This window comes from Streptosporangium nanhuense, from assembly GCF_059358815.1.
The window spans coordinates 372,511-396,470 of sequence record NZ_JCADBG010000001.1 but is presented as its reverse complement, the minus strand read 5'-3'; the positions used below and the strand labels follow the sequence as shown (position 1 = coordinate 396,470).

Annotated in this window: 15 protein-coding genes; 8 read left to right on the top strand and 7 right to left on the bottom strand. The window is 71.9% G+C overall.

The annotated features are described in order from the left end of the window. Window positions 1-170 precede the first annotated feature (170 nt). From AC5L38_RS01640 to AC5L38_RS01620, 5 genes are all read right to left on the bottom strand, one after another. Window positions 171-2,969, bottom strand: coding sequence for an AAA family ATPase (locus AC5L38_RS01640; RefSeq protein ID WP_495240927.1), 2,799 nt, complete (start codon window positions 2,967-2,969; stop codon window positions 171-173). 197 nt (window positions 2,970-3,166) lie between these two features. Continuing rightward, on the bottom strand, window positions 3,167-3,859 hold the full coding sequence (locus AC5L38_RS01635; protein ID WP_495240926.1) for a hypothetical protein: 693 nt from the start codon (window positions 3,857-3,859) through the stop codon (window positions 3,167-3,169). A 418-nt stretch (window positions 3,860-4,277) separates the two neighbouring features. Further along, a complete protein-coding gene (locus tag AC5L38_RS01630; protein WP_495240925.1) occupies window positions 4,278-6,941 on the bottom strand; it encodes a glycoside hydrolase family 3 N-terminal domain-containing protein in 2,664 nt (887 codons plus the stop codon). Window positions 6,942-7,289: 348 nt separating this feature from the next. Then, window positions 7,290-8,834, bottom strand: coding sequence for an MFS transporter (locus AC5L38_RS01625; RefSeq protein WP_495240924.1), 1,545 nt, complete (start codon window positions 8,832-8,834; stop codon window positions 7,290-7,292). Between the two features lie 111 nt (window positions 8,835-8,945). Next, entirely contained in the window at window positions 8,946-12,137 is a 3,192-nt protein-coding gene (locus AC5L38_RS01620; protein ID WP_495240923.1) for an AfsR/SARP family transcriptional regulator, read from the bottom strand. A 222-nt stretch (window positions 12,138-12,359) separates the two neighbouring features. Between AC5L38_RS01620 and AC5L38_RS01615 the strand changes: the two genes are divergently transcribed. Next, window positions 12,360-12,686: a carboxymuconolactone decarboxylase family protein gene (locus AC5L38_RS01615; RefSeq protein ID WP_495240922.1), complete on the top strand. Its 327-nt coding sequence runs from the start codon at window positions 12,360-12,362 to the stop codon at window positions 12,684-12,686. A gap of 156 nt (window positions 12,687-12,842) precedes the next feature. Here the strand turns inward: AC5L38_RS01615 and AC5L38_RS01610 are convergent, their stop codons facing one another. Then, window positions 12,843-14,102: a nucleotide sugar dehydrogenase gene (locus tag AC5L38_RS01610; protein ID WP_495240921.1), complete on the bottom strand. Its 1,260-nt coding sequence runs from the start codon at window positions 14,100-14,102 to the stop codon at window positions 12,843-12,845. A 355-nt stretch (window positions 14,103-14,457) separates the two neighbouring features. Between AC5L38_RS01610 and rffA the strand changes: the two genes are divergently transcribed. Both rffA and AC5L38_RS01600 read left to right on the top strand, forming a co-directional pair. After that, window positions 14,458-15,789 carry a dTDP-4-amino-4,6-dideoxygalactose transaminase gene (gene rffA, locus AC5L38_RS01605; RefSeq protein WP_495240920.1) on the top strand — a complete coding sequence of 444 codons (1,332 nt, stop codon included), beginning with the start codon at window positions 14,458-14,460 and terminating at the stop codon, window positions 15,787-15,789. Continuing rightward, on the top strand, window positions 15,771-16,733 hold the full coding sequence (locus AC5L38_RS01600; protein ID WP_495240919.1) for a GNAT family N-acetyltransferase: 963 nt from the start codon (window positions 15,771-15,773) through the stop codon (window positions 16,731-16,733). Before rffA ends, AC5L38_RS01600 begins: the two co-directional genes overlap by 19 nt. Here AC5L38_RS01600 and AC5L38_RS01595 read toward each other — a convergent pair. After that, on the bottom strand, window positions 16,684-17,691 hold the full coding sequence (locus AC5L38_RS01595; RefSeq protein WP_495240918.1) for a glycosyltransferase family 2 protein: 1,008 nt from the start codon (window positions 17,689-17,691) through the stop codon (window positions 16,684-16,686). The two genes, AC5L38_RS01600 and AC5L38_RS01595, sit on opposite strands and share 50 nt — an antisense overlap. Before the next feature lie 175 nt (window positions 17,692-17,866). On the opposite strand from AC5L38_RS01595, the gene AC5L38_RS01590 reads away from it, so the two are divergent. The 5 genes from AC5L38_RS01590 (at window position 17,867) to AC5L38_RS01570 (ending at window position 23,866) form a co-directional block, all read left to right on the top strand. Continuing rightward, window positions 17,867-18,241, top strand: coding sequence for a GtrA family protein (locus AC5L38_RS01590; RefSeq protein ID WP_495240917.1), 375 nt, complete (start codon window positions 17,867-17,869; stop codon window positions 18,239-18,241). Window positions 18,242-18,364: 123 nt separating this feature from the next. Next, window positions 18,365-19,432: a glucose-1-phosphate thymidylyltransferase gene (locus tag AC5L38_RS01585; RefSeq protein ID WP_495240916.1), complete on the top strand. Its 1,068-nt coding sequence runs from the start codon at window positions 18,365-18,367 to the stop codon at window positions 19,430-19,432. Beyond that, a complete protein-coding gene (gene rfbB / locus AC5L38_RS01580) occupies window positions 19,429-20,406 on the top strand; it encodes a dTDP-glucose 4,6-dehydratase (protein ID WP_495240915.1) in 978 nt (325 codons plus the stop codon). The genes AC5L38_RS01585 and rfbB overlap by 4 nt, the downstream gene beginning before the upstream one ends. A gap of 194 nt (window positions 20,407-20,600) precedes the next feature. Beyond that, window positions 20,601-21,305, top strand: coding sequence for a class I SAM-dependent methyltransferase (locus tag AC5L38_RS01575; RefSeq protein ID WP_495240914.1), 705 nt, complete (start codon window positions 20,601-20,603; stop codon window positions 21,303-21,305). A gap of 359 nt (window positions 21,306-21,664) precedes the next feature. After that, on the top strand, window positions 21,665-23,866 hold the full coding sequence (locus tag AC5L38_RS01570) for a hypothetical protein (protein ID WP_495240913.1): 2,202 nt from the start codon (window positions 21,665-21,667) through the stop codon (window positions 23,864-23,866). The last annotated feature ends 94 nt before the right edge of the window (window positions 23,867-23,960 follow it).

Genomic DNA, 23,960 nt, shown 5'->3' with positions numbered 1-23,960 from the left:
CGGGGGAACCTGCCTCACGGTTCCCCCGGAACCTCCGGCCACAGCCCGCCCGCGGCCCCGGCCCGGCGGGCTGTGCTCGTCACCTCACTCGTTGTCCGTCAGCTGTCGCTCATCGCCTCTTCTCTCGTGGCCCGCCGCTTGCCGGGCATCCCGTGACCCGCCGGGAATCCTCAGCGCGGGGGCCGTTCGTCGTCGCCGTTGTAGCCGAGGAGCCGCATGGCGACCTCGGGGTCCATCGCCGCGGCGAGCAGCTGTGCCCGTTCCACGGCCCGATCCCGCTGGGCCTCGGCCCTGGCCTTGGCCGCCTGCGCCCCCCTCGTGACCGCCGCCACGATCGCCGCTCCCACGACCGCCGCCAGCACGGCGACGAACACCACCACGAGCGTGCCGGAATCGGGCGAGCCCGCCCCGCCCGCCCCGCTCGTCGCGACCGTCCCGCCGTTGAGCACGTAGGTGCCCAGCGCCGTGAAGGCCGCCAGCGCGGCCAGGCTGGCCGCGATCACGAACACCGTCCGCAACCTCCCGCGACGCGGCGCGGGGGCGGCGGGCGGCGGGGGCGGCGGCGGCGCCGGGCGACGCGCCGGGGTGTCGTCGCCCCAGGGCACGAAGTCGGGTTCGGACACCGCCGCCGGGAACCCCGGCGACCCTGAAGACACCGGGGACACCGGGGACACAGCGGTCGACACCGTGCTCGACACCGTGCTCGACATCGCGCTCGGCACCGTGGAGCCGTTGCCGTTGCCCGTGAGCACCGCGCCGTGGATGACCGCGCCGGCGGGTTCGAGCCGGGGCAGCGCCGGCGGGACGGGCAGGGCGCGCGCCACGTGGCTGTGCTCGCGGTGCGCCCGCGCCGCCTCCAGGTGATACTCCTCGATCTCGTCGTAGAAGTCCTGCGAGTCGTAGACGGAGCCGTCGATCAACGGCCCCCGCCTGCGTTCCAGGATCGCGACCACGTCGTCACCGTTGAGCGTCTTGTGCGCCTCCAGCGCGTGCGCCAGGCACAGCACGTCCCGCCGGTGCTCGCGCAGCAGCTCCTCGGTCCGCTCCAGCAGGCCCACCAGGTTGAACTCGATGCGCTCGCCCAGCACGTCGGGTGCCAGCGGCTGGCCGCCGCCCGGCGCCTTGGTGAAGCCGATCCCCCCGCCGCCGGGCTTGGGCATCGACTTGCCGCCCATGATCTCCAGCTCCTGCAGCGCGGGCACCGAGGTCACCCCGCGGCCCATGCCCCAGTGCGCCTCCATCAGCGCGGTGAGGTACGTCGCGGAGAACAGGTCGCCGGAGACACCGGAGGAGTTGTCCTCGCCGAAGAACATCCGCTCCCCCGCCAGGGAGGCGAGCGAGACCATGATGTCGGCCTCGTGCTCGGACTTCCAGCGGGTGAACTGGTCCTCGGGCTTGATGCTCGCGACCATGCCGAGGTAGTCGGCGCCCTTCTCGATCGTGGCGATGTCGATCTCGAGGTGGTAGCGGGTGCGGTACGCCGCCACGGCGTGGCAGGCCTCGTGCACCGCCACGGCGTGCCGCTCGCGCTCGATGTACTCCACGTCCTCGGGCGGCCCGAGCTGCTTGAGCCGCTTGGCGCGGGTCACGTCCGACCAGGTGATGATCTCCCGGCCGTCGCGGATGGCGGTGATCAGCGACTCGTTCACCAGGTCCTTGATCGTGGCACCGGTGGCGTAGGGCGTGATCGTCGCCAGCTTGTCCAGCTGCGCGTCGGTCAGCTCGTGGTCGACCTTGTCGAAGTAACCGCGATAGGTGCGGACCCGGCCCGCCTTCGACGGGTAGCCCACCTTGTAGATGCGGTCGATGCGCCCCGGCCGCAGCAGCGCCTCGTCCAGCGAGTTGGGCATGTTGGTGGCCATCATGACCAGGATCCGGTACTTCGGCGGCGGCTTGGGCCGCATGCCGAAGAGCCTTCGCACGTGCCGGTTGACGATGCCCCTCGGCTTCTTCAGGCCGGACAGCTCGGTGAGCAGCGCCTGCAGCGTGCCCGGGTCGCCGCCGCCCCCGCCCATGCCGCCCATCATGAAGCGGCTGCGCCCGGTGTCGGGTTCCTTCGGCCCGGCCGCGCCGCCGCGGCTCAGCAGCCACCGGGTGTCCTCGCTGAGATAGCCGAAGCCGTGACATCCGGCGGTGTGCGGGGAGAACCCGGGAGCGCCCCTGGGGCCCTGCTGCGCCAGCGAGCCGCGCTTGCCGAGGGAGTCGGCCTCGTCGAAGAAGACGATCACGCCCCCGTACCGCAGCGAGAGCTTGCGCAGCTTCCTGAACAGCGACTTCACCTTCAGGATGCCGATGCCCATGAACATGTTGACGAACGCGCCGGGGTCGACGAACACGTACGGCTTGCCGGTCTCCCCGGCCACGGCCTCGGCCATCAGGGTCTTGCCGGTGCCCGGCGGGCCCCACAGCAGCAGGCCGCTGGGCACGTAGCCGCCGCGCTCCTCGATGGCGTCCGGCCTCTCCAGGAAGACGATGTTCTCCTTGACCCGCTCGACGACGTGGTCCTGGCCCCAGACGTCGGTGAAGCGGGTCTTGATGTCGTCGGGGAAGTACGTCTCCACGCCGCCCCGCGACAGCAGCCAGAACAGGCCGATGAACTGGAAGGCGATGAAGAAGAACGCGAAGGCGAGCTGCGCCACGTAGGGCAGGGCCTGCCAGAGCAGCGCGGGCGCCTGGAAGAGCGCGAGCGCCGGAGAGGTGTCCAGCACCTCGCCGAGGATGAGGGCGAGCACCGCGATCCAGAACACCCACTTGATGGCGCGCGCCATCCTGAAGCGGTTCCAGTCGGAGAAACGGCGGTGGGTCCAGCGCTCGAAGCCGCCGAACACGCTACGCGTCCAGAACCGGTTGTATCCGGCGGAACGCTCGCTGACGAAGAAGTGGAGCTGGCGCAGGAACTCGATTCCCAGGAGCCAGAAGATCCAGGGAGCCGCGATCGCGGTGGTGATCATCCCATCCCGGAATGTCATGATGCCCTCGTATGAGGCCATCTCACTCCATACCAGGATGAAATAGATGGTCGTAAGAATGAGGAGGAATTTGATCCGGTCCCAGAACGGCATCTTCTTGCGCTTGTCGGGATGCGGATCCGTCGGACCGGAACCGGGAGCCCGGAGTCCTTCGAAGTTGGGAGGCGGTGGAGGTGACTTCATGGACGGGCTTCTCCTCACCCGGCGAGCCGCTTGACCTTGAACGATTGCGCGATCTTCTCGAACTCCCCGGCGCGCTTCCGGTAGCAGTCGGCCGAGCAGCGGATCAGCAGGGTGGAGACCTGCTTGCCGTCCTCGGCCAGGTAGGAGGTGAGGTCGAAGGTCTCGGTCCCGGCCCCCTTGATCGCGTAGTTGAACCGCACGTGCACCCCGCGCAGACCGTCACCCGGCTGGAGCACCTCGTCGGCGAGCAGCTCGAAGTCCTGCAACGGATAACCGGGGATCTTCGCGTACTCCGTGCGCACCGTCTCGGTGACGGGCAGGACGGAGTTGCGCATGGTGTTCAGGGACAACGAGTCCTGCTCCTCGGGGAGCAGCTTGGCGATCCGGGCGAAGACGAACGGCTCGTCTCCGGTGCCGTAGCCGAGAAGGTGGTCGGCGGACGGCTCGGCGTGGGCGTCGTAGGCGGCCGACCAGATCAGCTGCTTGCGCAGTTGCGCGGTGGCCGATTCGGGATCGGCCCCGATGGTCGCCTTGTCCAGCGCCACCTGGTCGACCTTGTGCCAGGTCGCCGGAACCTTGAAGTACGTCTGCCCGTCGTCGTGGCGGACGTAGGTGAACTCGGCACGTGCGCATCCCGTGAGCCCGCCGACCATGGCGGAGACGACCGCCACGGCAACCACGGCGAACCCGGCCCTCGATCTTCTCACCAGGGCTATACCTCCGCTTTACGGGTTAACGAGGTGGTTGTGCCCGTTTTTCATGTGACTCTCTCCTCTCCCGGCACACCCAATCCAAGAAAAATTGACCAAATCTTTCCGGGAACCCGGTCTCACTTGTTACACAATGCCGCCGTTGGATTCCCGACAACATTGAACCCTCACCCCACGACCGGAGAACAGAGGCAGGCGAACCTTCTGTCGCCTCTTTCTTCCCCCGGCACTTTCGGCGACGCTTTCGCGGATCGGCCCGTCGTGTCCGGCCGGAAACACGAGAAACACGAGAAACATAAGAAACACGGAAAACATCGGTAACACCGGAAACACGGGAAAGACGGAACACGAAGGGCCGGAGGGGGCGAACCCCCTCCGGCCCCTCCGGCCCTCCGGCCGCCTCGTTCCCGGATTTCTAGGTCAGGTCCTCACACTTCCTCGCGTCGGGATCGTCGGCCGCCTGCGGCACCCAGCGGACGTTGGCGAACGAGGCGGAGAAGGCCCCCTCGGTGTAGACGAGGAACGGCGTGTTGACCACCTCCAGATCGAGGCCGCCCGCGGCGAAGCAGGCGATGGGGATCTTGACGGTCGACCTGGTCCCCACCGGAAGCCCCTGGAAGAGGGAGGTCGCCACCACCTCGGAGAAGCACGGGTAGACGCAGTGGACGCTGAGCACGGTCCTGGCGGCCGGGGGCTGGTGGACGATCGTGTCGAAGACCAGCGCCCCCTTCGCGTTGAGATAACCCCGCAGGTCCGTGCCGCCCGCCGGGTTCTGCAGATAGAACTGGGCGGGGCCGGTGCCGGTCCAGGTCGCCTTCAGGCCGTCCTGCTGCACGTTGACGTCCGACTGCACCACGCCGATCTCGGCGTGCGCCGCCTGGCCGTCGGGGCCGATCTCGGTGCCGCCCCAGTTCTCCGCGGAGCCGATGAAGCTCCTGTACGGCGCGATGTCGGTCCGGTTGAAGATCTCCAGCTCCTCGCTCGCCTCGCCACCGCCGCCCTGCTCGCCACAGCCGAACGGGGGCGCGGTCTCGTCGAGCGCCCCGACCTGCCCGCTCTGGCCGTCGCGCAGGCCGTACCCGAGCGGGAACAGCGGGTCGTAGCCCTCGGCGCCCGGGTTCAGCGGCGACTGGCAGGCGCTCTTCGGCCACGAGAACGGCAGCCTGCCCGTGAAGCCGTCGCGGTGCCTGCCCCGCACGAGCACGTCGGCGACGCCGCCGCCCTCGGTGCCGGGCAGCCACGCGGCGACGAACGCGTCGGAGCGGTTGAGCTCCTTGTTCATCCAGAGCGGCCGTCCGCCGACGAAGACGGTGACGACGGGCGCGGCCTTGCCGGTGACCTTGTCGAGCACCGCGAGGTCACCGGGGTAGATCTTGGCGGCCTCCAGCGTGCGCCGCGAGAGGTCGCCGACGCCCTCGGCGTACGGCGTCTCGCCGATCACCGCGATGACCGCGTCGTACGCCGAGGGGTCGACGCCGTCGCCGGTCTCGCTGAAGGTGACGTCGGCCTCGCCGAGCGTCTCGCGCAGGCCGCCGAGGATCGTCGTGCCGCCCGGGAAGTCGGCGTTGACGTTGCCGGTGCCCTGCCAGGTGAGGGTCCACCCGCCGGTCTGGTTCTGCAGGCTATCGGCGCTCTTGCCGACCACCAGGACCTTGGAGTTCGCGGCCAGCGGCAGCACCCTGCCGTTGTTCTTGAGCAGGACCTGCGACCTGCGCACGGCCTCCCTGGCGAGCCTCTTCGACTCCAGCGCCTCGGCCGACCCGGCGAAGGCGCGCCTGGAGGGCTTGGGACCGTCGAGCACCCCGGCGCGCAGCTTCACCCGCAGGATGCGCGTCACCGCGTCGTCGATGCGCGCCACCGGGATCGCGCCGCTCTCGACCTGGGCGATCGTGTTGGCGATGAACGCCTTCCAGTCGTTGGGCACCATCACCACGTCGATGCCCGCGTTGATCGCCTGGGCGCAGCTCGCGTTGGTGCACCCGGCGACCTGGCCGATGCCGTTCCAGTCGGAGACGACGACGCCGTCGAAGCCCATCTTCCGCTTGAGGATGTCGTCGACGACGCGCTTGCTGCCGTGCAGCTTGCCCTCGTTGATACCGAGCTCGGCGTTCGTCCAGCTGTTGAACGAGACCATCACGCTCTGGGCCCCGGCCGCGAGGGCGCCGTAGTAGCCCTGGCCGTGCAGATTGATCATCTCGGCCTCGGACGCGGGGTTGACGCCCTGGTCTGTGCCCTTGAGGGTGCCGCCGTCACCGATGAAGTGCTTGGCGGTGGCGATGACGCCGTCCTGGCCGATGCCGCGCGGGTGCCTGCCCTGCAGGCCCTTCACGGCCTCGTACCCGTACGCCCGGGTGATCCGGGGGTCCTCGGAGAAGCCCTCGTAGGTGCGGCCCCACCGGTCGTCCCGCGGGACGGAGACGCTGGGCGCGAACGCCCAGTCCTGGCCGGTGGCGCGCATCTGCCGGGCGGTCGCCGCCCCGATGTCGCGCACGAGGCACGGATCCTGGGCGGCGCCCAGCCCGATGTTGTGCGGGAAGACCGTCGTGCCGTGGACGTTGTTGTTGCCGTGGACGGCGTCGATGCCCCAGATGACGGGGATCTTCGCGCGGGTGGCGACGGAGGCGTTCCAGTAGGCGTCGGCGAGGTCGAGCCAGGCCCGCTGCGTGGCGTGCTTGTCACGGCCCGGCCAGGAGCCGCCGCCGTTGAGCACCGAGCCGATGAAGTACTGCCCGACCTCGGCGGGGGTGATCGCGGCGATCTCCGGCTGGGTCATCTGGCCGACCTTCTCGGCGAGCGTCATGCCCGCGAGGATCTTCGCCACCCGCTTCTCGTCGGACCGGTCCCGCTCGATCCGGCTCTTGACCTTGGGCCACTCGGAGAGGGTGGGCAGCTTCTTCTCGATGCGGGCGCAGCCGCGGGAGTCGAGGGCGGGCTTGCCGATCACCGGCTGCCGGCCGCCCGCCGCGGTCTCGGCGCCCGCGCTCGAAATCCCGGTGGTACCCGCTGACAGGACGGCGAGACTCGCCAGGACCGCGAGTCCGCTCCGGCGGGCGCCCCGTCGGGCGAAGGGTCTGATCATCGAGGATCCGTTCTTCAGGTACTGCGGAGTCCGCACTGCGCAGATCCTGACGCCGTGATCCGGCCGAGTCAATACTCTTGCGAGAGCGCTCTCTCGGTTAAATATGTGATCTACGGGCGGTTCACGGCTCGCGAACCCTTACAACCAGGCACATCGCCGCGGCCACGCTCTCGGGCGCGAGATCCGGATGAGAGCGCTCTCAGCAAATCGGACACCCTCTCTGCGAGGCGGTGCCGGACAGTCGGCGGTCAGGGACACGGCGCCGCCGCGGCCGGGGGCCGGGCTCCGGCCGCGGCGGCGCCCGCACCGGAGCGTCCGCGTCCGGGACGCCCAGGATGTCCGGGCGGATCACCGGTGCGGCTCGGAAAGGAGCTCCTCGGGGATCACGTCGGGGACGCCGCGCAGGCTGACGAGCGAGACCACCGCGAGTACGGCGATCACCGCCGCGGCGGTGATCGCGGTCACCTCGACCCCGGTGACGAAGGCCGCCCTGGCGGCCTCGGCGACGGTCTCCCCCAGCCGGGCGGGGAGCGCCGCGACCGCCTCCAGGGCCGTGGGCAGCGACTCGCCGACCGTGACGGCCACATCTCCGGGGAGCCCCGCCGGAAGCCTGAGCTCGCTCCGGTAGACGCCGGTGAGGACGCTGCCCAGGACGGCGATGCCCAGCGCGCCGCCCAGCTCGAAGGAGGTCTCGGAGATCGCCGCCGCGGCGCCTGCCCGCTCCCTGGGCACGCTCGCGAGCACGGTGTCGTTGGTGACGGTGAACGTCAGCCCGATGCCCACCCCGCAGACGATCATCAGGGGGAGGAAGTAGAGGTAGGGGGTGTCGAGGGCGATCCGGCTGTAGCCGGCGAAGGCCACGGCGGCCAGCGCCAGGCCGAGCGCCACCACCCTGGCCCGGCCCATCCGGGTGATCAGCCCCGTCGCCAGGACCCCGCCGACCGCCGCCGACAGGCCTCCGGGCAGTCCCGCGAGACCGGCCCGCAGGGGCGACCAGCCCAGCACGAGCTGGAAGTACCAGGCGAAGATCAGCGAGAGCGCGGACATGCCGAAGATGGCGACGAGGTTGGCGCCGACAGAGGCGGTGAAGGCCCGGCGCCGGAAGAGGCGGACGTCGATCAGCGGCTCGGCGAGCCGGGTCTGCCGCCAGGCGAACAGTGCCAGCGCGGCGATCCCGGCGGCTCCCGCCACCAGCACGCCGGTGGTGGCGAGGCCGTGCACGGCAGCCTCCTTTACAGCGTAGATCACGCCGATCACGCCGGCCACGGACAGCGGCACGCTCACGAGGTCCACCCGCCCGGCGGCGGGGTTGCGCGACTCCGGGAGCACGGCGAAGCCGATGACCAGGATGAGCAGCATCACCGGCAGGTTGATCAGGAAGACCGAGCCCCACCAGAAGCGGTCGAGCAGCAGGCCGCCGACGACCGGCCCCAGGGCGAACCCGCCCGCGCCCATCCCGCTCCACAGGCCGACCGCCGTGGTCCGCTCCTTGGGGTCGGTGAAGACGTTGCGGATGATCGACAGCGTCGAGGGCATGATCATGGCGCCCGCCACGCCGAGCAGCGCGCGGGCGGCGATGAGCAGTTCGGGAGTGGGGGCGTAGGCGGTCACCGCCGAGGCCACGCCGAAGGCCCCGGCACCGATGAGGAGCAGCCGCCTGCGGCCGATCCGGTCGCCGACGTTGCCCATCGTGATCAGCAGCCCGGCGAGCGCGAAGCCGTACACGTCACCGATCCACAGGATCTGGGTCGACGAGGGCCGCAGGTCGGCGACCAGCTGGGGAAGGGCGAGGTGCAGGACGGTGAGGTCGATGGAGAGGAGCAGCGTCGCCAGGCAGGCGACGGCGAGGATCGCCCATTTGCGGCGACTCGTGATCGGGGAGTGGTCGTTCATGCCGGTCATCGTGACCGGCGGCGCTGACGGCCCGCGTACCTCCCGCTGACGGCCACACTGACGACCGCGCTGACGACCGCGCCGACGAGGACGCGCACTGTCAGGGCGAGGTCACCTGTCGAGCATCGCGAGCACCTCGCCGCGCGACAGGCGGGTTCCCGCGCGCCACTCCTCCTCGTACGCGGCGTCGCCGGTCCGGGCGCGGACGGCCGCCGTGAGCCCGGCGTCGAGGTTGGCCGCCGAGGTGCCGCTGAGGGCCGTGGCCGCGCCCAGCAACCGGGCCGCCCCCCTGGCGTCGCCCTCCAGCAGGGCGACCTCCGCCAGGCCCTCGATCGCCGAGCCCGCCACCAGCCGGTAACGCCGCAGCGCCGGTTCCAGTGCCCTGCGGTAGTGGGTCCTCGCCCCGGCCCCGTCCCCGCCCGCCCTGGCGATCCGGCCCAGGTCGACGGTGACGCGCAGCCGGATCTCCTCGGTGGTGTACCAGTCATGCGTGCACAGCTCCAGCGCCCTGCGGGCGAGGGTGAGCGCCTCCTCCAGATCCCCGCGGAGCCTGGCGATCTCGCCGAGGCCGCGATGGACCTTGGCCATCACGTCGGGGGCACCCGCCGGGCGGGCGTGTTCGGCCGCGCGGAGGTACGCGGCGTGGGCGGTCTCCAGGTCGCCGTCGCGTACGGTCATCGCGGCCTCGTGGCAGAGAAGCTCCGCGATGTCCTCCCCCGACCCGAGCTCCTCCGCCAGCCGGAGCGCCTCACCGGTCAGCGCGCGCGACGCGGCCCGGTCCTGCCGCAGGTCGGCGAGCCCGGCCAGCTCGGCCAGCGTGAGCACGCTCCCCCAGCGCTCCCCCATGGAACGGAACAGCTCCAGCGCCTCCTCGAAGAAGCGCTCGCCCCTGCCGGTGTCGCCGCCGTGCAGGTAGTAGTAGCCGTGGCCGAATTGCGACAGCGCCCGCAGCCACGGCTCGGCGGCGGCGGGGACCGGCGGCGGCCCCGAGAAGGAGGCGGGCGGGCCGGTGTACATCGGCCACAGCATGCCCAGGAACGGCCACCGGTACGGCCGGTCGATCGGCGGGATGATCGGGACGATCGTCTCCAGCAGGGCGAGATGCCGTGGCGACCGCGACTCACCGGCGAAGGCCACGAGCACGCACAGGGCGTACTCCTCCTCCATCCCCTCGACCGGTCCTCTCACCCGCCCTTCCGCCGGGACGGCGCCCTCCGCGGGGAGCGATCCGATCGCGACCAGCAGGTCGGTGGCCAGGCCCGCGCCCTCCGAGCGACGGCCCCGCAGCCACCAGTACATGGCGAGCCCGGCGAGCAGGCGCAGCCCCCACGCGATCCTGCCGGTGTCGACGGACCAGCGCAGCGCGGCGTGCAGGTCGTCGCGCTCCTCGTCCAGCCGCCGCAGCCACTCCAGCTGCCCGGCGCCGCGCAGGTGGGAGTCCGCGGTGGCCGCCAGGTCCGCGTAGTACGAGGCGTGCGCCTCGCGGCGCGCCTCGGTCTCACCGGTCTCGGCCAGCCGTTCCGCGCAGTACGCGCGGATGGTCTCCAGCATCCGGTAGCGCCCGCCCACCCGTTCGACGAGCGACTTCTCCGCGAGGGAACTCAGCAGGTCGACCGCCTCGTCCTCCCGCAGCCCGCACACCCGCCCGGCCGCCTCCAGCGTCGCGCCGCCCGCGAAGACGGTGAGCCGCCCGGCCAGCGACCGCTCGTCGTCGTCGAGCAGGTCCCAGCTCCAGGCGACCACGGCGCGCAGCGTCTGGTGCCGGGGCAGCGCGGTGCGGCTGCCGCGCGACAGCAGCCGGAACCGGTCGTCCAGCCGGGAGGCCACCTCGGCCACCGGCAGGGAGCGCAGGCGCGCCGCGGCCAGCTCCAGCGCGAGCGGCAGGCCGTCCAGGGCGCGGCAGATGCCCAGCACCTGCTCGACGTTGGCGTCGTCGACGCGGAAACCGGGACGCACGGCCGCCGCCCTGTCGGCGAGGAGCCGTACGGCGGGGTAGGTCAGGGCCTCGCCCGCCCCGGCGCCCGTCCTCGGCACCGGCAGCGGGGCGACCGGGTGGAGCACCTCCCCGGTGATGCCGAGCGCCTCCCTGCCGGTGACCAGGACGCGCAGCCCCGGGCAGGCGGCGAGCAGGCGGTCGGCGAGCTCGGCGACCTCCGCGACCAGGTGCTCGCAGTTGTCCAGGACGAGCAGCATGGGACGGTCGGACAGCACCGCGACCAGCCTGGTCAGGGGGGCGGGCACCGGGCGGCCGGGGTCGGGGAGCAGACCGGCGTCGCGGACGCCCAGCGCGCCCAGGACGGCCCGGGCCGCCTCCCCTCCGCCGAGGACGGGGGCCAGTTCCACGAAGCACACCTCGCCCCGCTCCCCCGCGGCGACCTCACCGGCGAGCCGGGTCTTGCCCGCGCCCCCGGGACCGACCAGGGTGACCAGCCTCACCTCGCCGAGCAGCGCGCGGAGCCTGGACATCTCCTCCTCCCTGCCGACGAAGCTGGTCAGCGGGGCCCACAGTCCCGACCTGACGGGCGGGGCGACACCGGCGGCGGGGGCGGCGGGGGCGCTGCTGAGGGCGGGGTCGGCCCTGAGCACCGCCAGGTGCACGGCGGCCAGTTCCGCCGACGGGTCCACGCCGAACTCCTCACCGAGGACCCGCCTTGCCCCCTCGTACACCTCCAGGGCCTCGGCCCGCCTGCCCGAGCCGTACAGGGCGCGCATCAGCTGCCCGTACAGCCGCTCCCTGAAGGGGTGGGCCGCGGTCAGCTCCTGCAGCTCGGCGACGAGCTCGCGGTGGCGGCCCAGCTCCAGCTCCGCCTGGACGCGGTCCTCCACGCAGTCGAGCCTGAGCCTCTCCAGCCTGGCCGAGGGCGCCCGGGCGAACGGCGACTCCCCCACGTCGGCGAGCGCGGGCCCGCGCCACAGGGACAGGGCCTCGCCCAGCAGCCCGACGGCCCGGCCGCGCTCGCCGGAGGCCAGGGCCCGGCGGCCTTCGGCGGCGAGCCGTTCGAAGCGGTGGGCGTCGACCGCGTCGGCGTCGGCCGCGAGCCGGTATCCCGCCGGGTGGAACTCGATCATCTCCTGGACGCCGAGCGCCCTGCGCAGCCGCGACACCTGGGACTGCAGGGCGTTGGCGGCGCTCGCGGGCGGATCGTCGCCGTACAGGCCGCCGATCAGCCGCTCGACGGTCACGACCCTCCCCGCGTCGAGGAGGAGCATCACGAGCAGCGCGCGCATCCCCTGCCCGCCCACGACGACCACGCGCCCGCCGTCGAGCCGGATCCGGGTGGGGCCGAGGATGTCGAACCGCATGTCCCGATTATCGGGGCATCCCACCCTCCGCCGATCATCACCGATCGGGGTCCGTACGTGTAACGCCGGATGATCTCTGATACGACATATATCTACATGTCAGGACTTTAGGGAAAAAAGATCTTTCCTTGGCGCCGGAAAGGGCGAGGCAGGCGGGGTAGGGACTCCACTGGCCGCCCCGCCAGGGAACGGCTGCCGGGGGTCTCCACGCGGAGGTGTTCGATGAAACAGGTCTACGGCTGGGACCAGGGCGAGAACGAGCCCGGCGACCCCTTCGGGGCGACCGTCGAGAACCTGTTCGCCGAGGTGTGGTCCAGGGCGGGGATCTCGAACCGCGACCGGCGCATGCTGCTGGTCGGCCTGCTCGTCGGCCAGGGCATGGACGCCGACGTCGGCCTCCAGCTGGACACGGCGCTGCGGACCGGCGACCTCACCCCCGAGGAGCTCCGCGAGGTCGTCGTCTTCCTCACCCACTACGCCGGATGGCCCCGGGGCGCCAGGCTCAACGGCCAGGTCGAGGAGCTGATCGCCCGCGTCATGAGATCCTGACGCCGTCCGGCGGGCCGCCCGCCCGCCGCGAGGGGGACGCGACCGCACCCGCGAAGCCGCCCGCCCCGAGAAACGGCCGCACGGCCCGGAACCGCACCCCCGAGGTCACGGCCGCACGCGCGAGACCGTCCGGCCGCCGGGGTCGGAGTCTCAAGGTCAGAGTCTCTCGACGTTGGGTCCCCGACAGCGGTTCCTGGTGTCGAAGACGAGGACGCTCGCCCTCTGGACGAGCTCGTAGTCGAAGCAGTCGTGGTCGGTGAGGACCACCACCGCGTCCGCCGCCGCCAGTTCCCGTTCCGAGAACGCGACGACCTCGACGCCCTGCGGCAGCAGGAAGCAGTCCACGTGCGGGTCGGCGGCCCGCACGTCCGCGCCCAGCTTGCGAAGGCTCCTGACCACCTCGATCGCGGGTGACTCGCGGCAGTCTCCGGCGTTCTTCTTGTACGCGAGGCCGAGCGCGAGCACCCGGCTGCCGTTGACCGGCTTGCGCGACCGGTTCAGCGCGAGACCGACCCGGTGCACGACGTGGTCCGGCATGTGGGCGTTGATGTCGTTGGCCAGCTCCACGAACCGGAAGTTGTGCCCCAGGCTGCGCTTGACCTTCCACGACAGGTACGACGGGTCGATCGGCAGGCAGTGCCCGCCCACCCCGGGACCGGGGGTGAAGCGCATGTAGCCGAACGGCTTGCTGGAGGCGGCGTCGATCGCCTCCCAGACGTCGATGCCGAGCTGCTGGGCGAAGATCGACAGTTCGTTCACCAGGGCGATGTTGACGTGCCTGAAGGTGTTCTCCAGGAGCTTGCACAGCTCGGCCACCCGGGGCGAGGAGACCGGCACGACCTCGCGCACGATCCGCGCGTAGAACGCCCGGACCCGCTCCAGGGACGCCCCGTCGATGCCGGAGACCACCTTGGGGGTGTTCTCCAGGCGCCAGCGCCCGTTGCCCGGGTCGATCCGCTCCGGGCTGTAGCCGAGGTGGAAGTCGCGCGGAGCGCACAGCCCGGAGCCCTCCTCCAGCAGGGGCAGCAGGTACTCCTCCGTGGTGCCCGGATAGGTGGTGGACTCCAGCACCACCGTGGCGCCCCGCCGCAGCAGCGGGGCGATCGACTCCCCCGCCGCCGCGATGTGGCGCAGGTCGGGAACGCCCTCGCGGAGCGGGGTCGGCACGGTCACCACGCACACGTCGAACCCCTCGGCGACGCCGTAGTCGGCGGCGGCCAGGTAGCGGCCGGTGCGGTGGGCGGCGGCCAGCGTCTCGTCGCCGACGTCCTCGACGTAGGACTCGGCGGCGTTGAGCCGCTTGACCCTCCGGCGGTCGACGTCGACGCCCACCACGTCGAACCCCGCCGCGACGGCCCGCATCGCCAGGGGCAGGCCGACATATCCCTGACCGACCACGACCAGTTTCTCTCCCACGGCAGGACCTCCGCCACCTCGGAAAAAGGAGAATACGACACGACTTTAGGAGCAGGTATTATCGCCATACCAATTCAGCAATAATCCGGGCGTGTCGCGGTCCACTCCCCCCGAAATGCGACACCTTTACCGGCGCCATTCACCACACATCCCCGATAAAGGGTGAAACACTACATATTCCCGGAAGAAAAATTGTCCTCCCAGCTCGGAGCGGCTGCGAAACCCGTCCGACCGCCGGGGAAAGAGACCCGAGGGCCCGCATGTCGGTCCGCCCGAGCACCAAGGATCATCAGTAACATTCACCCGTGCATTCGACGTGCGACATCGACACCGAATCGAAAAAGGGGACCGGTTGATGGCGGGCGGCACGCGTCCCCGCGTCCTTCCGCGAAATCCCGTCCCCGCCCCGCCCCCGGCCCCTCCCGGCACCGCCGCGAACAGCCCGGCTCCTTCCGGCACCGCCGCGAACAGCCCGGCTCCTTCCGGCACCGCCGCGGACACCCCGGCTCCCGGCAGCGCCGCGGACGCCCCGGCGAGGATTCCCTTCAACCGGACGCACCTGTCCGCGAACGAGCTCGACTATCTCGCGGAGGCCGTGCGCCGGGGGTCCACCTCCGGGGACGGGCCGTTCACCAGGCGGGCGGCCGAACTGCTGAGGGAGATGACCGGGACCCGGCAGGTCCTGCTGACCACCTCCTGCACGCACGCCCTGGAGATGTCGGCGATCCTGCTCGACCTGCGGCCCGGCGACGAGGTGATCATGCCGTCGTTCACCTTCGTCTCGACGGCCAACGCCTACGCGCTGCGCGGCGCGGTGCCGGTCTTCGTCGACTGCAGGCCCGACACCCTCAACGTGGACGAGCGGCTGATCGAGGCCGCGATCACCGACCGCACGCGCGCCGTGGTGGTCGTCCACTACGCCGGGATCGCGTGCGCCATGGAGGAGATCGGCGAGATCTGCGACCGCTACGGCCTCCCCCTCGTGGAGGACAACGCCCACGGCCTGGGCGGCTCCTACCGGGGGCGTCCGCTGGGGGCGTTCGGCAGCGTGGCCGCGCAGAGCTTCCACGAGACCAAGAACGTGCAGTGCGGGGAGGGCGGCGCGCTGCTGCTCAACGACGCCGGCCTGATGGCGCGCGCCGAGGTCATCAGGGAGAAGGGCACCGATCGCAGCCGCTTCTTCCGCGGCCAGGTGGACAAGTACCGGTGGGTCGACATCGGCTCCAGCTACCTGCTGTCGGACATCCTCGCCTCGCAGCTGACCTCGCAGCTGGAGTCGTTCGCCGAGACCCAGGCCCGGCGGCTCGCCGTCTGGCGGGCCTACCACGAGGGCCTGGCCGGCTGGGCGGCCGCGAACGGGGTCGGCCTGCCGACGGTCCCCGACGGGTGCGCGCACCCCGCGCACCTGTACTACCTGCTGCTCCCCGACCTGGCGAGCCGCGGGGCCCTCATCGCCCACCTCGGCGACAGGGGCGTGCAGGCGACGTTCCACTACCAGCCCCTGCACGCCGCCCCCGCCGGTCTGCGGTACGGCCGGACGGCCCCGGGCGGGTGCCCGGTCACCGAGAGCGTCGCCGACCGCCTGGTGCGGCTGCCGCTCTTCGCCGACCTGGGCGCGACCGGCGTGACGCGCGTGATCGACGCCGTACGGAGCCACGAGGTGCGCCGATGGCCTGGCAGGACGTGACGGGGGGCGGGGCCCCGCGCATCGCGGAGTCCCCGCTCGACTCGGCCAGGTTCGGCCGCCCGGTGGAGCGCCTCACCGTCCCCGCGGAGTCCCGGTCGCCGTTCCCCGCGGTTCGCGAGGCCGTGCTGGGGTCGAGGGCGGACGTCATCGTGCTGCGTTACCCGGCCGAGCACGTCGGCTGGTTCGCCGAGCTGACCGCGCTCGGCCGCACCGCCGTGTTCGCGGACTCGCTGACGTACTGGCGCCTGCGCGCGGGACGCGGGCGCGCGCCGGAACCGCCGGGGGATCTCCAGCCGACGCAGAAGGTCACCCTGGCGGCGGTACGCGAGTCGGTCTCCGACATCTTCGCCGCCTACCGGAACCACTACCTGGCCAACCCGCTGTTCGAGGGCGCCGACGCACTGGCGGGCTACCGGGAGTGGGCGCTGCGGTCGGCCGCCGAGGGGGGATGCGTGGCGCTGCGCGAGTGGAGCCCGGCCGCCCGCCCCGGTCAGGCCGCGCCGCCGGAGAGGCTGCTGTCCGCCGTACCTCCGGGAGGGTTCCCGTCCGGCGCGCCTTCGCGATGGCACCCTTCCGCCGCGCACCCGTCCGCGGCATCTCCGCAAAGGCACCCGTCCGCCGTACCTCCGGAAGGCGGTCGTCACCCCGCCGCGGCCGGGGAGGGGATCCTCGCGCTGGCCACGCTCGCGGACGACGACGAGCGGACGGAGATCCTGCTCGCCGGCGTGGTCTCCCGGGCCCGGGGACGCGGCCTGTACGCCCACCTGCTGGCGGCGGTGGAGGGACGCGCCCTGGCCCGGGGCGCGCGGGAGGTCGTCATCTCCACCCAGGGGCACAACACCGGGGTGCAGCGGGCGTGGGCGAGATACGGGTTCGAACCCGCCCTCACCTTCCTCACCGTTCACCTGGTCCGGAGCCGGCTGCTGCGTGGACGGCGCCGGTAGTGCCGCCCGGCTGCCGGGGAACCCCCGGCGCGGCCGGGGACCCGACGCGCTCGCACACGACGTAGGTCGGCCGTCCCATGCCGTTGCCGTGGATGCGCCCGACGTACTCGCCGAGCACGCCGACGGCCATCAGCTGGGCGGACGAGAAGATCGCGATCATCGACGCGATGGTGGTGAACCCGGCCACCGTGGTGTCGCCGGTGGCGAAGTGCCACAGGACGGCGCAGCCCAGCAGGAGGCCGACGACACCGGTGAGGAACCCGAGGTAGCTGGCCGCGCGGAGTGGGGCCGTGCTGTAGCCGAGGAGCATGTTCGTCGCGTGCCGCAGCAACAGGCCCGGCGTGTAGTTGGAGCGCCCGTGGCCGCGCTCGTTCATGTCCACCCGGACCGATCCCACCCGGGTGGTCACCCATGACAGGGCCACGTCGACGGAGGCGTGCGGCCCGGACAGTTCCTGGAAGCCGTCGCGCAGGCGCGTACGGAAGGCACGGAAGGCGCTGATCGTCCGCGCGGCGCGGATGCCCAGCCCACCGGCCATCGCGGTCTTGACCGACCGGGAGGCGAGGCTGCGGACCAGCCCGTGCTCCTCGCGGCGCGGGACGCCGTACACGAGGTCGAGGCGGTCTCCCTCCAGGGCGGCCAGCAGGAGGGGGATCTGCTCCGGCGGGTGCTGCAGGTCGTCGTCCATCGTGACGACGACCTCGAACTCCGCCTCCCTGATCCCGGCGACCAGCGCGTTGTGCTGGCCGTAGTTGCGGGACAGGTGCAGGGCGCGCACGCCGTCGACGCGCCGCGCGAGCTCGGCGGCCGTCTTCCAGGTGTCGTCCGGGCTCCCGTCGACGACGAGGATCACCTCGTGGGGGACGGACAGCTCGCGCAGGACCGCCACGAGCCTGGTCACCAGCACCGGAAGGGTCCGCGCGGAGCGGTAACACGGAACGACCACCGACACGGACATTGATCCCCCGGTTATCTCCTGCAGCGGGATAAAATCCAGCTGGCCATCCAGCGACACATTCCACAAAAGGCCGGACATGGCGCACGTTAAAAATCGGACTAATCATGGAAAGAATCCACATGACCGGCGGCGAGGTTTTATCCCCGCTCTTGGGGGACAGCGCATCACATACCTGGTGGCGAGCGCCACGACGGCCCTGCTCTATTGCTCTCTCCTGGGTCTGGGATTGCTCGCCGCCAACGATGCGGTCCCGTACCTTCTCCTCGCCATGGCGGCCCATCTGACGACCGTGGTGATCGTCTACCCCTGGTACCGGCTGGTGGTCTTCCGGGCGCGCGGCCGGTCCTGGCTCGCCGGCTACCTGCGCTTCTACGCGGTCGGGCTCGGATTCCTCGCGACCTCGCTCGTCGGGCTCCCGGTGCTGGTGGAGCTGTTCGGGCTTCCGGTCATGGCGGCCCAGGTGCTGCTGCTCGCCGTCAGCCCGGCGGTCAGCTACGCGATCCACCGGGCCTGGACGTTCCGGGAGAACACGAATTCCCGCCCCCGGTAACACCTTTCCCACTTCTCCGCAAAAACGATGACGGCGGACGGCCGCCGGCCGGATCTCCCCATAGCTTTCAACGGACGACCGGCCGCCGTGACCACGCGTTCCTCGTGGAGGGATCCAAGAGCGATGAAGGCACTTGTTCTGGCGGGTGGCAAAGGGACGAGGCTGCGCCCGCTCACCCACACGTCCGCGAAACAGCTCGTCCCCGTCGCCAACAAACCGGTGCTCTACTACGGGCTGGAGGCGATCAGGGACGCGGGGATCACGAGTGTCGGCGTCATCATCGGCGACACCGGCCCCGAGGTACGGGCGGCCGTCGGCGACGGTTCGAGATTCGGTCTCGACGTCACCTACATACGGCAGGAGGCCCCGCTCGGCCTGGCCCACTGCGTGCTGATCGCCCGCGAGTTCCTGGGCGACGAGCCGTTCGTGATGTACCTGGGCGACAACTTCCTGCTGGGCGGCATCGCCGACCTGGTGAACGCCTTCCGCGAGGCCGACCACGACGCGCAGCTCCTGCTCACGAAGGTCGCCGAACCCCAGTTCTACGGGGTCGCCGAGCTGGGGCCCGACGGGGAGATCGTCGCCCTTGAGGAGAAGCCGCGGCACCCGCGCAGCGACCTCGCGATCGTCGGCGTCTACACCTTCTCCCCCGTCATCCACGAGGCGGTCCGGTCGATCATGCCCTCCGCCCGCGGCGAGCTGGAGATCACCGACGCGATCACCTGGCTCATCGGCAACGGCCACCGGGTGCACTCGCACCTCGTCACCGGCTACTGGCGGGACACCGGGCGGCTGCAGGACATGCTGGAGTGCAACCGCATGGTCCTGGAGGCGCTCGAACCGGACGTCAGGGGGACGGTGGACGCGCACTCCGAGATCACCGGGCGCGTCGACATCGGGCCGGGCACGACCGTCGCGCGGTCGGTGATCCGGGGCCCGGCCGTCATCGGCGCCGGCACCAGGATCGACGGCTCGTACATCGGCCCCTACACCTCGATCGGCGAGGGGTGCGTGCTGGAGGAGGCCGGGGTGGAGTACAGCATCGTCCTCGGGGACTCCACCATCAGGGGCGTCTCGGGGCTCACATACTCTCTGATCGGCCGGAACGTGGAGGTGACCAGGGCCGTGGGACTGCCCAACACGCATCAGCTCATGATCGGCGACCACAGCAGGGTCCAGGTGCGCGCATGAGGGTCCTGGTCGCCGGCGGCGCCGGGTTCATCGGCTCCCACTACGTGCGCTCGATGCTGTCCGGGCTCTATCCGGGGTACGAGGACGCCCGCGTGACGGTGCTGGACAAGCTCACCTACGCGGGCAACGCCGCGAACCTCGGCCCGGTCGCCGGCCATCCCCGGTACGCCTTCGTCAGGGGCGACGTCACCGACGCCCGGCTCCTCGCCGACCTGGTGCCCGGCCAGGACGTCGTGGTGAACTTCGCCGCCGAGACGCATGTCGACCGCTCGATCACCGGCCCGGGGGACTTCGTCGTCACCAACGTGCACGGCACCCAGTGCCTGCTCCAGGCGGCGCTCGAGGCCGGCGTGCGCACGGTCGTGCAGGTGTCGACGGACGAGGTGTACGGGTCCATCGCGACGGGCTCGTGGGACGAGTCGCGGCCGCTGCTGCCCAACTCGCCCTACTCGGCGGCCAAGGCCGGGGCCGACCTGCTGTGCCGGGCCTACCACCAGACCTACGGGCTCGACGTGCGGATCACCCGCTGCACCAACAACTACGGGCCGTACCAGCACCCCGAGAAGATCATTCCGCTCTTCGTCACCAACCTGATCGACGGGCGCCGCGTCCCCCTGTACGGGGACGGCGAGCACGTCCGCGAATGGCTGCACGTCGACGACCACTGCGGGGCCATCCAGCTCGTGCTGGACAAGGGCCGGCCCGGCGAGGTCTACAACATCGGCGGCGGGGTCGAGCTGACCAACCGGGAGCTCACCGAGCGGCTGCTGGCGGCCTTCGGCGCGGGCTGGGAGATGGTGGAGACCGTGCCGGACCGGCTGGGGCACGACCGGCGCTACTCGGTGGACAGCCGCAAGATCCGGGCGATCGGGTACGAACCCCGGATGGGCTTCGACGACGGGCTGGAGCGCGTCGTGCGCTGGTACCGCGACCACGAGAGCTGGTGGCGTCCCGCGAGGAGCACCGGCCGCTGACCGCCGGAACGCCCCGGCCGCCCGCGCGGCCGTCCCGAATCCACGATCCTCCCGAATCCACGGGCGCACCGAATCCACGGGCGCGCGGACACAAGCGCACACGGACACACGGACAACACGCACGCGCGCGTACACGCGCACATGTCGCGAGACGAGACACGCGGGCGAGCCAGGGAACACATCGGGGAGGACACATGGAGGCCACGGAGATTCTCCGTACCGTCGAGGTGGAGGACCGCCACTGGTGGTACCGCGAGCGGCGCGCCATCCTCGCCCGCGAGCTCCGCGAGCTGCGCCGGCTCGGCCCGCCCGGCAGGGCGCTCGACGTCGGCGCGGCCGGGGGCGGCAACACGCGCGTGCTCGTCGAGCACGGATGGGACGCGCTGGTCGCGGACTTCTCGGAGACCGCGGTGGAACTCGCCCGGGAGCGCGGCCTGCGGGCGATCCACGCCGACGCGCGGGACCTGCCCCTGCCGGACGCGGAGTTCGACCTCGTCACCGCGTTCGACGTGCTGGAACACATCGAGGAGGACCACAGGGCGGCCGGCGAGCTGGTGCGCGTGCTCCGGCCGGGGGGAACGGCGCTGATCACGGTCCCCTGCGACATGGCGCTGTGGTCGGCGCACGACGTGGCGTCCGGTCACGTCCGCCGGTACACGCGGGAGGGGCTGAACGCCCTGCTGACCGGCGCCGGCCTGGTCGTCGACCGCCTGTGGAGCTGGAACGTCCTGCTGCGGCCGGTCGTCGCCCTCCGCAGGAGGCGCCTCTCCGGCTCGGACGTCACCGAGACGCCGCGCCTGGTGAACGCGGCCCTCACCGCCGTGGTCGTGGCCGAGAGGTATCTCCCCGTCAGGTCGCTGCCGGGCGTCTCCCTCGTCGTCCGGGCACACCGCCCCTGACTCCCGCCCCCCCGCACCGGCCCGCACGAGCACGCACCGAGCCCGTACTGAGCCCGTACTGAGCACGCACCGAGCCCGCGGGCGGAACCGGGGCGGGCCCGGAGGCGGTGTTCCCGCCCCCGGACGGGCGTGAAAACACGGCCAAGGACGGGAAAAGACATCGACGGGCGCGAGCGCCGGGTGCCGCGGGCGCCGTCCGTTTCACCAGGCTCGGGCGCATGACAGAAACGCCAGCCCTCCGGGCTCCCGCGCCGGGTCCGCTCACGACCGCCGGAGGCGACGAGACGGACGGGCCCCCGGCCGGACGAGGTCGCGCGGCCCCGCGCGGGGCGGGGGGCCTCCGCGGGTGGGCGCCCGCCGTGTCGATGACGGCCCTCACCGCCACGGTGACGGCCCTGTACGGCGTCTCCGTCCCGGACATGATCCTCTTCGGCCTCTACGTCGCGCTGGGCGTGGGGCTCCCCGGCGTGCTGCTGCTCCGGCTCCTGTACCGGGGCAGGCGCACGCTCGCCGAGGAGGTGGCGCTCGGGCTGGCGCTCGGCTACGCCGTGGAGGTCTTCGCCTACACCGGTGCCCGCGCCCTCGGCGTACCGCTGCTCGTCCTGGCCTGGCCGATCGGCACCTGCCTGCTCTTCCTCGCCGTCCCGCGGCTGCGCCGGCACTGGACGGCCGCCGCGTCCCGCCGGGAGCGGGCGCCCGCCTGGTGGTCCTGGTTCCTGGCGGCGCTGACGGCCTACCTGCTCGCCTGGAGCGCCGTGTCGTTCTTCAGGCTGAACGCCCTGAGCTGGCCCGCCCTCGGGCGGTCCTTCCCCGACATGCCCTTCCACCTGGCCCTGGTCGGCGAGCTGAGGCACCACCTGCCGCCCACCGTGCCCATGGTCGCCGGGGAGCCCCTCTCCTACCACTGGTTCGTCTACGCGCACCTGGCGTCGGCGAGCTGGGTGACCGGGGTGGAGCCGCTGGTGCTGCTGTTCCGGCTAGGCATGCTTCCCGTCCTGGCCGCGTTCGTCGTCCTGGCCGGGATGACCGGGCGGCGGGTCACCGGCTCCTGGACGGGAGCGGCCCTGACCGCGGCCGGCACGGTGCTCGTGGCGACACCGAGCCTCTACCTCGGGAGCAACGGGGCCTTCACCTGGGGAGGGGTTCCCGACCTCATGTGGGCGAGTCCCACCCAGACGTTCGGCGCCCTGATGTTCGCGCCCGTCGTGCTGCTCCTCGCCGACCTCCTGGAGCGCCGCCGGCGGCCCGCCGGGCACTGGGCGCTGCTGGGCGTCTTCCTGGTGGCGGTGGCGGGGGCGAAGGCCACGTACGTCCCGCTGCTGGGCGCGGGGCTGCTGGCGGTGGTCGCGGCCGGGGCTGTCAGGCGGCGCCGGCCGTCCGGGCCCGTGCTCGCCGCGCTCGGGATGACCGCGGCGTGCTTCCTCCTCGCGCAGTTCGTCCTGTTCGGCGGCGCGAGGCAGGCACTCGTCGTCGACCCCTTCTCCCTCATGGAGACGGTCTGGCGGGAGATGACCGGCGCGGGAGACGGCACCGATCCCCCGCCGCTCTCGACCCTGGGGATGGTGGCGGTGTTCCTGCTGTGCTGGGCCGTCACGTGGGGCGGGATCTCCGGCCTGCTGAGCCGGCCCCGGCTGCTCGTACGTCCCGTCGTGGCGCTCATGCTCGGCATCGGCGCGGCGGGCGCCGGCGCGGCCCTGCTGCTCGGGCATCCCGGCCGGAGCCAGCTCTTCTTCCTCTGGGGCGCCTACCCCTACCTGGCGGCCGTCACCGCCCTCGGGATCGTCACCCTGGCGCGGCGGGCCCGGCAGTCACGCCGGGCGACGCTGTGCGCGGCCGGGGCCGGGCTGGCCGCGGCCTACCTGATCCCCCTGCTGTGCGGCGTCCGGATCCCCCTTGCGCCGGGGACGGGCGACACCGTCCTCTACCTGCCGTACGTCGTGCTGCTGGCCGCGATCCTCGCGGCGGCGGCCGTCCTGGCCGTCACGAGCGGGCGCCTGCGCGCCTGGTCCCTCGTGGTCACCGCGCTCGCGGTCGTCGGCCTGCCCGCCGTCGTGCACGCGCGCGTCCTGTGGGTCGTGGCCGGCCGCGAGGGGAACGGGCCGCCGCCGGTGACCGCGCCGCCCCCGGAGGGCGCCCTCGACGCGGGGCGCTGGTTGCGCGCCAACTCCGATCCCGGCGACCTGGTCGCCACGAACGCGCACTGCCGCTGGGGCCGTGAGGAGCCGTGCGACGGCAGGCACTTCTGGGTGGCCGCGCTGTCCGAGCGGCGCGTGCTCGTCGAGGGGTGGACCTACACCTCCAGGAACACGGCCCGCTGGCGGCCGGAGCTGCCCACGCTGGAGCTCCCGTTCTGGGACGACCGGCTCATCGCGCTGAACGACGCCGTCTTCGAGGCGCCCACCGCCGAGGCCGTCCGGGAGCTGCGCGAGCGTCACGGCGTGAGCTGGCTCCTCGCCGACGAGCACCGCACCGGCCCGGTTCCCGGCCTCGGGGCCTTCGCGACGCTGCGGTTCCGTTCCGGCGGCTACGCCGTCTACCGGCTGCCCGGCGGACCGGAGTGAGAACCGCCGGGCAGGGACGTGTTCCGTGATACACAGCGCGTTCCACGAATCCACGGCGCGTCCCACGAATCCACGGCGCGTCCCGCGAACCCGC